General features: G+C 36.3%; 11 protein-coding genes. 6 read left to right on the top strand and 5 right to left on the bottom strand.

Translation table 11 applies throughout. The annotated features are described in order from the left end of the window. Window positions 1–48: 48 nt before the first annotated feature. The 4 genes from fmt to AAGD79_RS06345 form a co-directional block, all read right to left on the bottom strand. Window positions 49–948: a methionyl-tRNA formyltransferase gene (fmt, locus tag AAGD79_RS06360; RefSeq protein WP_264722956.1), complete on the bottom strand. Its 900-nt coding sequence runs from the start codon at window positions 946–948 to the stop codon at window positions 49–51. A gap of 12 nt (window positions 949–960) precedes the next feature. Next, a complete protein-coding gene (gene rplT, locus AAGD79_RS06355; protein WP_015589254.1) occupies window positions 961–1,326 on the bottom strand; it encodes a 50S ribosomal protein L20 in 366 nt (121 codons plus the stop codon). Between the two features lie 20 nt (window positions 1,327–1,346). Beyond that, window positions 1,347–1,553 (bottom strand): 50S ribosomal protein L35, encoded by a 207-nt coding sequence (gene rpmI, locus AAGD79_RS06350; RefSeq protein WP_007548610.1) that lies wholly within the window; start codon window positions 1,551–1,553, stop codon window positions 1,347–1,349. Window positions 1,554–1,651: 98 nt separating this feature from the next. After that, window positions 1,652–2,095 carry a PAS domain-containing protein gene (locus AAGD79_RS06345; RefSeq protein WP_010962890.1) on the bottom strand — a complete coding sequence of 148 codons (444 nt, stop codon included), beginning with the start codon at window positions 2,093–2,095 and terminating at the stop codon, window positions 1,652–1,654. A 165-nt stretch (window positions 2,096–2,260) separates the two neighbouring features. Here AAGD79_RS06345 and alaS point away from each other — a divergent pair, with 165 nt between their 5' ends. The 3 genes from alaS to AAGD79_RS06330 are packed head-to-tail and all read left to right on the top strand — an operon-like array spanning window position 2,261 to window position 5,233. Continuing rightward, window positions 2,261–4,894: an alanine--tRNA ligase gene (alaS, locus tag AAGD79_RS06340; protein WP_341811326.1), complete on the top strand. Its 2,634-nt coding sequence runs from the start codon at window positions 2,261–2,263 to the stop codon at window positions 4,892–4,894. Between the two features lie 32 nt (window positions 4,895–4,926). Continuing rightward, window positions 4,927–5,085 (top strand): hypothetical protein, encoded by a 159-nt coding sequence (locus AAGD79_RS06335; RefSeq protein ID WP_341811325.1) that lies wholly within the window; start codon window positions 4,927–4,929, stop codon window positions 5,083–5,085. Between the two features lie 4 nt (window positions 5,086–5,089). After that, the gene (locus AAGD79_RS06330) at window positions 5,090–5,233 is read left to right on the top strand and encodes a hypothetical protein (protein WP_341811324.1); all 144 of its coding nucleotides are present in this window, start codon (window positions 5,090–5,092) and stop codon (window positions 5,231–5,233) included. Between the two features lie 731 nt (window positions 5,234–5,964). On the opposite strand, the gene AAGD79_RS06325 is transcribed toward AAGD79_RS06330, so the two are convergent. After that, window positions 5,965–7,500 (bottom strand): lysine--tRNA ligase, encoded by a 1,536-nt coding sequence (locus AAGD79_RS06325; protein WP_341811323.1) that lies wholly within the window; start codon window positions 7,498–7,500, stop codon window positions 5,965–5,967. A gap of 100 nt (window positions 7,501–7,600) precedes the next feature. Between AAGD79_RS06325 and AAGD79_RS06320 the strand changes: the two genes are divergently transcribed. From AAGD79_RS06320 to AAGD79_RS06310, 3 genes are read left to right on the top strand one after another with little or no spacing between them, the layout of a single operon-like run. Beyond that, the gene (locus AAGD79_RS06320; RefSeq protein WP_007548615.1) at window positions 7,601–7,897 is read left to right on the top strand and encodes a type IV secretion system protein VirB3; all 297 of its coding nucleotides are present in this window, start codon (window positions 7,601–7,603) and stop codon (window positions 7,895–7,897) included. Between the two features lie 9 nt (window positions 7,898–7,906). Beyond that, the gene (locus tag AAGD79_RS06315; RefSeq protein ID WP_341811322.1) at window positions 7,907–10,312 is read left to right on the top strand and encodes a VirB4 family type IV secretion/conjugal transfer ATPase; all 2,406 of its coding nucleotides are present in this window, start codon (window positions 7,907–7,909) and stop codon (window positions 10,310–10,312) included. Beyond that, the gene (locus tag AAGD79_RS06310; protein WP_174515791.1) at window positions 10,305–12,854 is read left to right on the top strand and encodes a type IV secretion system protein; all 2,550 of its coding nucleotides are present in this window, start codon (window positions 10,305–10,307) and stop codon (window positions 12,852–12,854) included. Before AAGD79_RS06315 ends, AAGD79_RS06310 begins: the two co-directional genes overlap by 8 nt. Window positions 12,855–12,857 lie beyond the last annotated feature (3 nt).

Genomic DNA, 12,857 nt, shown 5'->3' with positions numbered 1-12,857 from the left:
AAGAAAAGGAAATTTAGCTATTACATTTCTACACTAATTTAAAGCAGTCTATTCTATAAATTTTTTTACCATGCTTGATTTCAAGCCACGAATAAAATCTTCAATACTGCAAGGATTTCTCCCTTCCATTTGTACAACTTTAGGAATTAAAGTGCCACCTTTTAAACTTATGTGCATATTATCGTTAACAATCTTACCTTGTTCTGAAGCGAGAGCTTCAAAGTCAGCATCAAGTATCCTGATACGTTTATTTTCTATCTTAATGAATGCTTTTGGGTAAAACGCTTTAACCTTTCTATAAGCAACTTCACAGGCATCACTTGCATAAATTTTATAGTCTTCCACTTTGTCAGCGTAACATGCATTGTTATCGTTCTGTTTTAAGGGAAGCTGTTTTTCAATTTCGTTTAGCACTTTCAGCAGTAAATCACTGCCTAGCTTAGATAATTTATCATGCAATGTCTTGTAATTATCGTTCTTTTCGATAAGAAATTTTTCCTGTTTTAAAATAGGGCCGGAATCTAATCCTTCATCCAATTGCATAATGCTAACCCCGGTTTCTTGATCTCCTGCTAAAATTGTGTGCTGTATCGGGGCTGCACCACGCCACCTTGGTAGTAATGAAGGATGAATATTAATACAACCATATTTTGGAATATTCAAAATTTCTCTTGGAAGTATCAACCCATACGCGGCTACAACTGCAACGTCTGGTTTGAAATTTCTAAATTTTTCTTGCTCTGCCGAAAACTTTAGAGAGATAGGAGTACATACCTCTATGTTACTTTCTTCAGCGATAACATGTACTGGAGATTTCGTTGGCTTCTGTCCACGCCCCGAAGGTTTTGGAGCCTTGGTGTATACTGCCACCACTTCGCTCTTTGATTTCAGTAACAAGCTCAGAGAATTAACAGCAAATCCTGGTGATCCCATGAAAATAATTCTCATGGTGTCTTTGCTTTAAGAATTCTCTGCTAATTTACCACTTACAGCTTCTACTAATTTGGCAAAATCATCCTTATAATTAACGGCCATCTCAGCAAGAATCTTTCTATTTAAATCAATGCCGGCAAGTGTAAGACCATGCATAAACCTACCATAAGTAAGCCCATGCTCTCTTACTGCTGCATTAATACGTATTATCCATAAACCACGAAAATCACGTTTACGATTTCTTCTGTCTCTATAAGCATATTGCAGTGCTTTTTCAACTCTTTGTAATGCAATTCTATAACAACTTTTTGCGCGCCCTCTATAACCCTTTGCCAGTTTCAATATTTTTTTATGACGAGCGTGAGTAGTGACTCCACGTTTTACCCGAGCCATTTTATTTTACCTCCATTTTGTTAAATACCGTAAGGCATATGAAGCTTAACTATACGCGAGTCAGATTTACCAAGAATCGTTGTACCGCGCTGATTACGAATATTAGATTTACTTCTCTTTACCATGCCATGCCTTTTGCCTGACTGAGTAGAAATAACTTTACCCTTAGCTGTAAGGTGAAAGCGCTTTTTCACAGAAGATTTGGTTTTTAATTTTATTTTCTTCATATTCCAAATAAATTTACAAGCACTACTATTGAGTTCTTTAATAGTAATTAAGCATTAGTATAAATAATTTTATTAAAGAATCAAATTAAAATTGTATATTAAAGGAGTTTAAAAGTAATTACGCCCAATATGTGTGTTATACCTTCTTTATTCCCAAGTGGCAACAATACTTGCCTCATTTTAACACTTTCACTTTCTTCCTCTTCATTGATCGGGCATTTACTCTCTATTACAGTATCAAGTTTATCAATAACTGCATCTATTTTATATAGTCGCAAAAATGGTGCATCAATTGCATACTTATTATCAATGCGCGTCTTTTTCTCAAAACCATAGAATTCAACAGCCTTTTCTCCTGCATTTTCACAAATATAACCTTGATCCTTGACTTCAATGACAAAACAATGCTGCCATGATTCCATTATTTCTGCAGTGTCTATTTCATGCCTTTCTGGCCAATCTCTGTCTGATCCTTTTATGTCATTCCAGTGTTGAGTCACCACATTTGCTATTCTTTTTTCTTTGCCTACATAAATTTCCATTCCAATTTCCACATATAAAACACAGATATGAGGTAAATTTATCGTGAATATATTGATTTTTTCTTACCACAAGGTGCATGTCACTAGAAGTTCTGAGATCTAGAGAGTGGTATTGATTTTATTTCCATTACAACTTATTATTTATAGATAACCTCAATAAAAACGATGAAGCTAAACGAAATCAGAGAAAGATTTATAAAATTTTTTGTAAATAATGACCACGAGCAGGTTTCTTCTTCTCCTTTGATTCCAGAACATGACCCAACGCTCATGTTCACAAATGCTGGTATGGTGCAGTTTAAAAATATTTTTACTGGTGCTCAAAAAACTGAAATGAAACGTGCTGTCTCAAGTCAAAAGTGCCTAAGAGCAGGCGGTAAACACAATGATCTGGAAAATGTTGGCTATACAACTCGGCATCACACATTTTTTGAAATGCTCGGAAATTTTAGCTTCGGTGATTACTTTAAGGAAACTGCGATAGAATTTGCGTGGGAATTTATCACTAAAGAGTTATCTCTTGATAAAAACAGACTATCCATAACCGTCTACCATACTGATGATGAGGCGTACGAGATTTGGCGTAAGATAAGTGGCTTTTCAAGTGATAAAATCATAAGAATTACAACGGATGATAACTTTTGGAGTATGGGAAGCACTGGTCCGTGCGGTCCATGTTCTGAAATTTTTTATGACCATGGGAGTCCTAATTTACAAGAGGGCGATAGAATTGTTGAAATCTGGAATCTGGTGTTCATGGAATTTAACAAAGATGAAGAAGGTAATTTACACAAATTGCCAAAAAAATGCATCGATACTGGAATGGGTCTTGAAAGAATAGCGGCTGTTATGCAAAACGTCCATGATAACTATGATATTGATTTATTTTCTGCTTTGATAAATAAATCTCAAGAGTATTGTGGAAGAACAGAAAATAAAGTAGCGCATAAGATCGTAGCAGATCATCTTCGCGCGGCTGCATTTCTCATCGCAGAAGGAGTGCTCCCTGGAAATGAGGGCAGGAATTACGTATTACGCAGATTAATTAGGAGAGCCGCGCGTTATATCCACCTGCTTGGATATAATGATTCCCTACTCCATCGCGTTTTTCCGGCGCTGATAGATAGCACGAGTTCGGCTTATATGGGAGCTGAATTGATCAGAGCTAAAAGCTTAATAGAAACGACGTTAAAATCAGAGGAAGAGAACTTCAAAGACACTTTGATGAAGGGTATCAATCTCCTGGAGAAATTCACTGCAGATTTAAAACCAGGCGATACTTTGCCTGGAGAATCAGCGTTTAAGCTATATGACACCTACGGATTTCCTTTGGATATTACACTTGATATTTTAAAAGAGAAAAAAATAAATTTTGACCAGAAGGGTTTTGATGATGCAATGGGAGAGCAAAAAGAGAGAGCACGCGCTAAATGGTCTGGATCTGGTGAAAAATCTGTTGAGCAAGTATGGTTTGATTTGATCAATAAATTTGGCAAAACAAAATTTGTTGGTTATGAGTTCAATGAAGTAAGTGATGCGAAAATACTAGCTATAGTTTCCTCTAAAAATGAAGTAATTGATTCTGCAAAGGAGGGAGAAAAGATAACCATTATACTTGATAAAACACCTTTTTATGGCGAGTCAGGTGGACAAGTGGGAGATACTGGCAGTCTGATCAAATCTGATAGAAGTATTATTATAGTCGAGAATACCAATAAGGTTAATGACCTATATTTGCACAGATGCATAGTTAAGTTCGGTTCAATTTGTAAAGGTAACACAGTTGCAGCAAGCATTGACAAGGAAAGAAGGCAAACCTTAAGAAGAAATCATTCAGCTACACATCTTCTGCACTTTACACTCAGAAAAATTCTAGGTGATCATGTCACTCAAAAAGGTTCCCTAGTTGCACCGGATAAGTTACGATTTGACTTTAGTCATAACACTCAAGTTACTCAGGATCAGCTATTCTTAGTAGAAGATATGGTAAACTCTCTAATCAGAGAAAACCTTTCCGCATCTACAAAAATTCAGAGCATGAATCAGGCAATAGACGAAGGAGCTATGGCGTTATTCGGCGAAAAATATAGCGATCAAGTAAGAGTAGTGAAGATTGGAGATTCAAGGGAACTGTGTGGTGGCACGCACGTTGAACATACTGGAGAAATCGGTTTATTTAAGATAGTAACAGAGAGTTCTGTTGCTTTTGGAGTGAGGAGAATTGAAGCTTTAACTGGTCAGGAAGCAATCAATTATGTACGTGATAATGAAATTAACTTAAAAAAAGTTGCAGAATTCGTAAAAGCGCCAGTGAGTGAAATAACAAGCAGATTAAGTATTTTAAGTCAAGAACACAAAAAATCCGAAACCAAAATAAAAAACCTATATAAAAAGCTTGTGAGTGCAGAGAATATAAAAAGCACCGAAATAAATGGAATAAATTTTATAAGCCACACTTTCACTGATATTCCAGCAAATGTAATAAGAGAGTTTGTTTTGCAGCAACAAAAACCAAAAACGGTAATAGCTTTTACGGCAACAGAAAAAGATAAAACAGTCTTGATTATTAAAGTAAGTAAAGACTTAAAGATTAGCGCAAAAGAACTAATATCCATAGCAGTTAAAAAGAACTGTGGTGGGAATGCTGAACTTGCACAAACAGGCTGTGATAGCAATAAAATAGATGATGCCATTACAGCCATTTATAGCAAAATAACAGCTTCTAAGCACTCTACGTTATACCACCACGAACCGTCATACCGCCGCGGCGCTAACAAGCAGCGGGATGACGAATTATAGCTCTTTTTACAATAATCCGAACAGACCGTAATATGCTACTGGCCTGCTATAGCCATAAACACATATCTTATCGCATTCGGACTATTATAAGAAAGGCTATACTATGCCGCCGCGAACCGTCATACCGTTGCAAACCGTCATACCGCGATTCATTCGCGGTATCTCTTAGCATAGATCCCGCTAACAGGTAGCGGGATGACGGTTGTCAGGCTAGCTGTCATCCAAGTAGTCGAGCTACTTGGATCCAGGAAAAAGAATGGTGTCATGAAAGTAGCTGACACTGATTCCTTTATGATGGTGTCATCCCAGTGCCCAGACACTGGGATCCAGGAAACTTAATTGCAAGTAATGCATTGGATTTGGTGAGTATGGGTTTTGCGTTATAGAATGAAGCACTTTTGATGAATTTATAAAGAAAGCTGGATCCCAGTGTCAAGCACTGGGATGACAAGGTATAAACCTTATCGTCATGCCGCCGCGAACCGTCATACCGCGATTCATTCGCGGTATCTCAGCCGCTAACAAGAGATCCCGCTAACAAGTAGCGGGATGACAGTTGTCGTTCAGCCACAAACATTAAGAAATTTACCAAATGAAAAAAAAGGCAAAAGAAGCCCCGTGGTTATTATCCGCTTTAAAATATTGGCGTTTTTTATGTTTTAAACGCTTGACAAGCAAGATTAAGCTGCTTTTAATTGCGACTAACTTACGCTGCAAATGTTTAAGAAGTTTACTAAGCAGAAAAAAAGACAAAGAATCCCCGAGTTAGCTAGTCTTTTACTATCTCTGTCGAGTATTGGCATTTTTTGATGTCTTGTAACGCTTTATAAGCGCGTTCAGCTTATTTAGATAAAAATCTAGATGTAGATGAAGTTTTGTAAAGACATACAGTATCTATATACTGCAAAAAATTGAACATAAGACGCCGATACATTAAGTAATCCTTACCTTTTAATCTGCAGATTGGCGAAAGCAAATACAATAGCTTCAGTTTCATGATAAGGGGGCTAGCGGAGTTTGTCAAGGAATTCTTATTAAAACTAAAGAGCTCAAATGAAAGGAGGTAAACTCTAAAGTATACATTTACTAGCGCTTTCTATGAGAGAAATCGTATTACCTATTCCGTAAAGCTTTATGAAAGATCCCATTCTTGGACCGGTTTTTTGGCCAAGTAACGTTTCATATAATAGCTGAAACCAGTCACGTAAGTTGGTGTAATCATATTTTTTTCCAATAGAAAATACCTGAGATTGAATTTCTTCAGCAGTAGCAGTTGTAGATAGAGAATGTAAAGTGTCCTTCAAATCTAGTAACGCTGCTTTTTCTTTTTCATTTGGAGTGTTATATGATTTTGTTGGCTTGATAAAATCGTGATAATACTTTACTGCAAAGTCTGAAAGTCTATCAAGCATTTTATTATTTTCTGGTGTAACGTTTGGTGCATAAGAGGATATAAAACCCCATAGGATCTCTTTGTTTTCAGCATTACAAGCTGCTGCTAGGTTTAAAAGTAGTGAGAAATTTATGCCTGAAGTTTCTATACTGGGAACATTGCCCTGGTGAATGTGCCAAGCAGGATTATTTATATCCTTTTCTTTGTTCTCATGATAACGCTTTACAAATTCTAAATATTCATCAGTTGATTTTGGTATCACATCAAAATATAAACGTTTAGCTTTTTTAGGACTCTGAAAAATGTACAATGCTAAGCTCTCTGTTAGTGCGTAAGTTAGCCACTCTTCAATTGAAATGCCATTTCCTTTTGATTTTGATATTTTCTTTCCTTCTTTATCAAGGAAAAGCTCGTAGCAAAACAGAAGTGGTGGCTTTTCTCCAAGTATTTCACATATTTGACTTGAAAGCACAGCAGATGGAGTTAAATCTTTTCCGTGAGCTTCGTAATTTACTCCAAATGCGGCCCACCTCATTCCCCAATCAGGTTTCCATTGCAGTTTACATTTTCCTTTTGTCACTGGAACTTCTATTTTTTCCCCGTTTGGGTCTTCATATGTGATTGTTCCTTTCTCTGTATTTGTTTCAATTACTGGAACTTGTAAAACTTGAGAAGTTTTTGGGCATATTGGCAAGAATGGACTATAAGTCTGCTGTCTTTCTTCCCGAAATGATGGAAGCATTACGTCCATCACTTTATCATAATTTTTCAGTAAGAGTAAAAGTTTTTCATCGTAAACGCCAGATTTATAACACTCTGTTGCACTCCTGAACTCGTATTCAAATTCAAACATATCAAGAAATTTACACAACAATGAATTCATATGATGACCATAACTCTGATGAGTGCCAAATGGATCAGGTATCATAGTCAATGGTTTATTTAAGTGCTCTCTTAGCATCTCTTGATTTGGCACATTATCTGGTATTTTTCGCAAACCATCCATATCATCTGAAACTGCAATGATTTTGGTTTTTATACCAGGAGCTATTTTTTTTAATGCATTTACAATAACTGTAGTGCGGAAAACCTCTCCAAAGGTTCCTATGTGGGGTAAACCAGAGGGTCCATAACCAGTTTCAAATATTATTTCTTTTTTATTAGGAAACTCTTGCAATATTTTTTCTGCTTCTTGAAATGGCCAACTTGTCATTATCGGGATTAAATAATGTATCTTAACTTAAAGTGCTACTAGTTTCAATGGATTTTTAATATAATGATATAGTATTAGTTATTATTAGAAGGTTAAAGATATGTCCACAGGTAGTATACAAACAGATCAATTATTTAAAGGTCTTACAAGACCTGCAATGCTCTTTGGTGTGAGTTATATGTTTGCAATATTAAACGTCCTGATTTGCATGCTAATTTTCATTAATTCAAATGATTTAAGAGTGATTCTCTTAATGTTACCAGGTATACATGGACTTGGTTATATAGCTTCTGCAAAAGAACCGTTGTTTATTGAATTATTTATGGTAAAATTAGGGAAGTGCTCGAAATGTTTAAATCGTTTTTATCATGGAGCCAATTCTTATGATATTGCTTAACGTTGTGTGATGCTGAGGTTTAGGGCTGTTCAATCAAAGAATAAATCTACTCTGAACAGGGAAGTTCACGCTGCTGAATTTATTCCTTATTCTTGCTATTGGAATAGCACAACCTTGATGACAAAAGAAAATTGGTTGGTTAAGGTTATAAAATTAAGTGGTTTTGCATTTGAAACTGCCGATGACGAGGATTTAGTCATACAGAACAACATCAGGAATCAGATGCTAAGAAGCATTTCATCTCCGGCATTTAGTTTGTATTTTCATACTATCAGACGTAAGAAAAATATTTTTTCTGATGAATTTGCAAGTCAAGGTTTGCCGAATTTTTTCGCTAATCACGTAAATCTAAAATGGAGAGAAAAACACGCAACAAGGCAATCATTTATTAATGACCTATACATTACGATTATCCGTAGAGCGGACACAAAAGGAGTAGAATTTTTGTCACATCTACTAAAAAAATTCGGACATGTAACTTCAAAACATGCTTGGGAAAGTGATATACGTGCCACGTATGAAGATTTAGAGGAAACGACAAATCGTGTAGTGACAAGCCTTAGAAATTATTCGCCTAAAATTCTTGGAGTAAAAGAAACTCCAGATGGTTTGTTCTGCGAAATAATGGAGTTTCTATCTAGAATCGTAAATTGTGGCTTCGTTACAAATACGCTTTTTCCGCTAAGAACTGAAATATCAAGATACTTACCAGTACATAGGTTATTCTTTGGCCGTAAGATGATACAGGTTGTGACTCATAATGAGAGTAAATATGCTGGAATAATTAGTATCAAAGAATATGGAAATCATACTTCTGCAGGAATGCTTGATTCGTTTTTACAACTTCCTTACGAGTTTATAATTACGCAATCTTTTCAATTTATAAACAGGCAAATGGCGATTGGAAAAATGCAGATACAGCAAAATCGAATGATACAGTCTGCAGATAAAGCTATTTCTCAAATAGCAGAAATTTCTCAAGCGCTTGATGACGCAATGAGTGGTAAGATTGCGTTTGGTCAACATCACCTGACTATTTTATGTATAGAAAAAAGTCCTAAATCATTGGATAACGCTCTGTCGTTGGTAGAATCAGAGCTTTCTAATTGCGGTGTTTACCCTATACGTGAGAGAGTTAACCTTGAACCAGCATTTTGGGCGCAAATTCCTGGTAATTTCGATTATATAGTGAGAAAAGCTACAATAAGTAGTCTTAATTTGGCTGGATTTGCATCTCAACATAATTATCCTACTGGTAATAAATTCAATAACCACTGGGGAGATGCCGTTACAGTTTTTGACACGACATCTGGTACTCCATTTTTTTTCAACTTTCATATAAGGGATGTTGGACACACTATGATAATTGGCCCAACTGGTGCTGGTAAAACTGTTTTAATGAATTTCCTGTGTGCCCAAGCGATGAAGTTTTCTCCAAGGATATTCTTTTTTGATAAAGATCGCGGTGCAGAGATTTTCTTAAGAGCACTTAGTGGTATCTATACTGTAATAGAACCAAGAACTAAAACAAATTTTAATCCTTTACAACTTGATGATACCTCTGATAATAGAACATTTTTAATGGAGTGGATAAAGTCTTTAATTTCGGTATATAATGATAAATTTACTTCAGAAGATATTGCACGAATTAATGATGCAATTGAAGGAAATTTTAAATTAAGAAAAGAAGACAGATTCTTGAGAAACCTCGTACCGTTTTTAGGGCTTGCAGGTCCTGATACTCTAGCTGGGGCAATATCTATGTGGCATGATAATGGTTCTCATGCTGCAATATTTGACAATAAAGAAGATTTGCTAGATTTTTCACGAGCAAGAGTATTTGGTTTTGAGATGGCTAGCTTGCTCAAAGATCCTGTTGCTCTTGGACCGGTCTTGATTTATTTATTTCATAGGATTAGTATATCTCTTGATGGCACTCCATCTATTATCGTTCTTGATGAGGCATGGGCGTTAATAGATAATCCAGTTTTTGCACCCAAGATAAAAGACTGGTTGAAGGTACTGAGAAAACTAAATGCTTTTGTGATTTTTGCTACTCAGAGTGTTGAGGATGCAAGTAAAAGTACTATTAGCGATACGCTTGTACAACAAACAGCGACACAGATTTTTTTACCAAATCTGAAAGCTACTAGTGTCTATCGGGATGTTTTTATGTTAACTGAACGTGAATATATATTAATTAAGCACACAGATCCGAGTACTAGATTCTTTTTGGTGAAACAAGGAGTCAATGCTGTAGTAGCTAGAATAGACTTAAAAGGCCTGGATGATATAATCAACGTATTATCCGGACGTGCAGAAAGTGTTCTATTGTTACACGATATATTAAATGAAGTTGGGGACAACCCAAAAGTATGGTTGCCTATATTTTATCAGAAGGTAAAAAATGTTTAAGACTAAGCTGTCATTGCTATTAATTGCGATATTTTTACTAAATATAGACTTTTTACTCTCATATCCAGTGCTTGCAGATGGAGTAAGTGGTACTGACAAGACAGAATTTGTTAGCAGATTTAATTCCACTGGCAGTTTTAGTCGTGCCTCTAATCCTGATTGTGGAGCGTTTAAAACAGCTGCAGCACTTGCTGGAATAGCGATTGCTGTTGGCGCAATATTTACTGGCATTGTTTTGATCGTTTCTTCTGCTGGTTTGTTTACCGCTCTTGTTATTGTTGGAATGATAGCTGCAATTGTTGGAGTCTGGAAAGCGATAGGAGGGCTTGTTGTTTGTGAACATAGTTTTGTTAAACACCCAGTTGCACGTGATCATGATGGAAAATACAAAAATTTTAAATTAGAAGACACAGGTTATAGTGGCTGCACCAATGAAAATTACCAAACAGAAGAGGAATATTTTTCTTGTTTGCAAAATAAAGCTCGGGAAGACGTGAACAAAAAAGATTATGACGGGAAAAGAGCAGAAAAAGAAGCCTTAAATTCTAACGTTCAGGAGAGTACAGAGAGTTATTACTGGCCAAAAAATGGTGTGCAATACAGTGAATATATAGAAGTATGTCATCGAAACCCTTTAACTTTTGGTAATCTTTTTAATAAGGTAGACTTTAATTCCAGAGGAAAACCTGGATACATAGACTTTGATGTCAGGGAGAAAGACACTGGATACGTAGATGGGTCATGGTCCTCGAAGGTTGATGGTGGTCTGGAATGTAGAGTTCTCAAAGCAGGACAGAGCGAACCCATACATGGAGCTACATTCAAAGCAGTGAGAAAAACGGGCAGATTATGTGTGGAGTTAGCCAGTGTTAGCATGCTTGGTATCGAAATGACTCCTTGGCCGCAAGGGGTTGATATGGGGTGCACGGAATTGCCACCTGACCCACTTGCTCCTATGTGTGAAAAATCTGTGATGATATTCAAAAATAAAGATGGCACAGGGAAAGAAGAAGTTTCTATTGGTAGTGATAATGACTATAAAACTAATATAAGAAATAGGGAAAAAGAAGGAAAAATTTTTGTAGGTTACGACAATAAAGGCTGTTTTAGCTCGTATGTCTCTGAAGCTTGTTACAATCAGGCAGGGAGTAAATCATTAGCTCCTATTCCCGTAACTTCTATGATAGTGCAATGCATTAAGGAATCGTTAGATAATTTAGTTGCAGGTAAAGGTGCACCAAATGGTGAGAGTTTTATATCTGTAGCACAGAAAAGGCTGAAAAACACTGTAACTGCTGTTTTAGTTTTAGCTTTAATACTGTTCTCTATAAAAGCCATGTCTGGTGGAGTTCAGAGGCCTCAAGAAATGTATATGTTGATCATAAAATTCGCTTTAGTGATTTACTTCACAACAGGCAGTACCATGTCTCATTATTATGGAGAATTAACTCGTCTCTCAAATGGTTTGTCAGAGATAGTGCTAAAAGCATCATCTGAAAGTAAAGGCATATGTAATTATAAAGCAGGTACAGATTATGAATATACTCGTGCAGGAAAGAGGGTATCTTACAGTTATCTTGCACCTTGGGATAGGCTTGATTGTAGAATTTTATTTTATTTAGGTGCCCCTTTAGATGGAATTGGTGGCAAAATTGGTACTGGAGGTGTTGCAACGTTAGCAGTCTTGCTTGGTGCTGCTCCTGTCTTATTAGTTGCAGGTTCGGTAATCGGTATTATTTTTGCTGGTGGACAAATTTTAGTAGCTCTTGTCTGTATATTTATGGCCGTTCTGATGATGATGGTTATTTTGTGGCTGTGCTATGTATTTATTTTATCTCTAGTTGCTTTAAGTGTAATCATCATTTTATCACCTTTGTTCATTCCTATGGTTTTATTCCAACACACCAAAGGATATTTTGAAGGCTGGGTGAAAGAGTTGATTACCTATAGCTTATACCCGGTTATCCTTTTTGCGTTTTTGTCCTTTATGTTCATAGCATGTGATAAAATCTATTTTAAAAATTTAAATTTTGAACTGGACGAGTCATATAAAAATGAACAACCGGACAAGTCATATGAAAAGAAACAAGCAGAAATCTCATATAGTAAGAAAAAACAGTGGTTTAAATTGAAAGATGGGGAATGTGATAAAAATGAAACTACTCTTGCATGTATGATGCAAAATTATAGCTTTAAAAAGAGCAGCATACTTGGTCTATTCGACTTTACATACATGGAGTTTGGCAGCTCTCTCATCGGAGAATTATTAAAATTGTGTTTAGTATTATTCCTCTTTTACCACTTTTTAAACATTCTTCCTGGCATGGCTGCTGAACTTGCTGGTAACCATAGAGCAGCACTTGGCTCAGGTCAGACACCTGGACAAATGGTGGGCAAAGCTTTATCTGCTGCCAAAGCTGCTGCTGGGGGTGTTGCTGGAGTTGCTGGTGCTGCTGCTAAGAAGTTGAGTGGTGGAGACAAGAGTAAATCTCGAGGTTCTGGTTCTAGTAGCTCCGAGAGTGTTAACAAAAGCACTGAATGAGTT

The sequence above is a fragment of the Wolbachia endosymbiont (group A) of Oxytorus armatus genome (assembly GCF_964027005.1).
Taxonomy (GTDB): domain Bacteria; phylum Pseudomonadota; class Alphaproteobacteria; order Rickettsiales; family Anaplasmataceae; genus Wolbachia; species Wolbachia pipientis.
The sequence above is the reverse complement of the archived record's forward strand: the minus strand, read 5'-3'. Positions and strand labels throughout refer to the sequence as shown.

Excerpts from the sequence above, each read along its gene's own strand:
- AAGD79_RS06330 (WP_341811324.1), top strand. The coding sequence starts at position 5,090 with ATGACGGTTGTCAGGCTAGCTGTCATCCAAGTAGTCGAGCTACTTGGA.
- rpmI (WP_007548610.1), bottom strand. The coding sequence starts at position 1,553 with ATGAAGAAAATAAAATTAAAAACCAAATCTTCTGTGAAAAAGCGCTTT.
- AAGD79_RS06345 (WP_010962890.1), bottom strand. The coding sequence starts at position 2,095 with ATGGAAATTTATGTAGGCAAAGAAAAAAGAATAGCAAATGTGGTGACT.
- AAGD79_RS06315 (WP_341811322.1), top strand. The coding sequence starts at position 7,907 with ATGCTGAGGTTTAGGGCTGTTCAATCAAAGAATAAATCTACTCTGAAC.
- fmt (WP_264722956.1), bottom strand. The coding sequence starts at position 948 with ATGAGAATTATTTTCATGGGATCACCAGGATTTGCTGTTAATTCTCTG.
- rplT (WP_015589254.1), bottom strand. The coding sequence starts at position 1,326 with ATGGCTCGGGTAAAACGTGGAGTCACTACTCACGCTCGTCATAAAAAA.
- AAGD79_RS06335 (WP_341811325.1), top strand. The coding sequence starts at position 4,927 with ATGCTACTGGCCTGCTATAGCCATAAACACATATCTTATCGCATTCGG.
- alaS (WP_341811326.1), top strand. The coding sequence starts at position 2,261 with ATGAAGCTAAACGAAATCAGAGAAAGATTTATAAAATTTTTTGTAAAT.
- AAGD79_RS06320 (WP_007548615.1), top strand. The coding sequence starts at position 7,601 with ATGTCCACAGGTAGTATACAAACAGATCAATTATTTAAAGGTCTTACA.
- AAGD79_RS06325 (WP_341811323.1), bottom strand. The coding sequence starts at position 7,500 with ATGACAAGTTGGCCATTTCAAGAAGCAGAAAAAATATTGCAAGAGTTT.
- AAGD79_RS06310 (WP_174515791.1), top strand. The coding sequence starts at position 10,305 with ATGTTTAAGACTAAGCTGTCATTGCTATTAATTGCGATATTTTTACTA.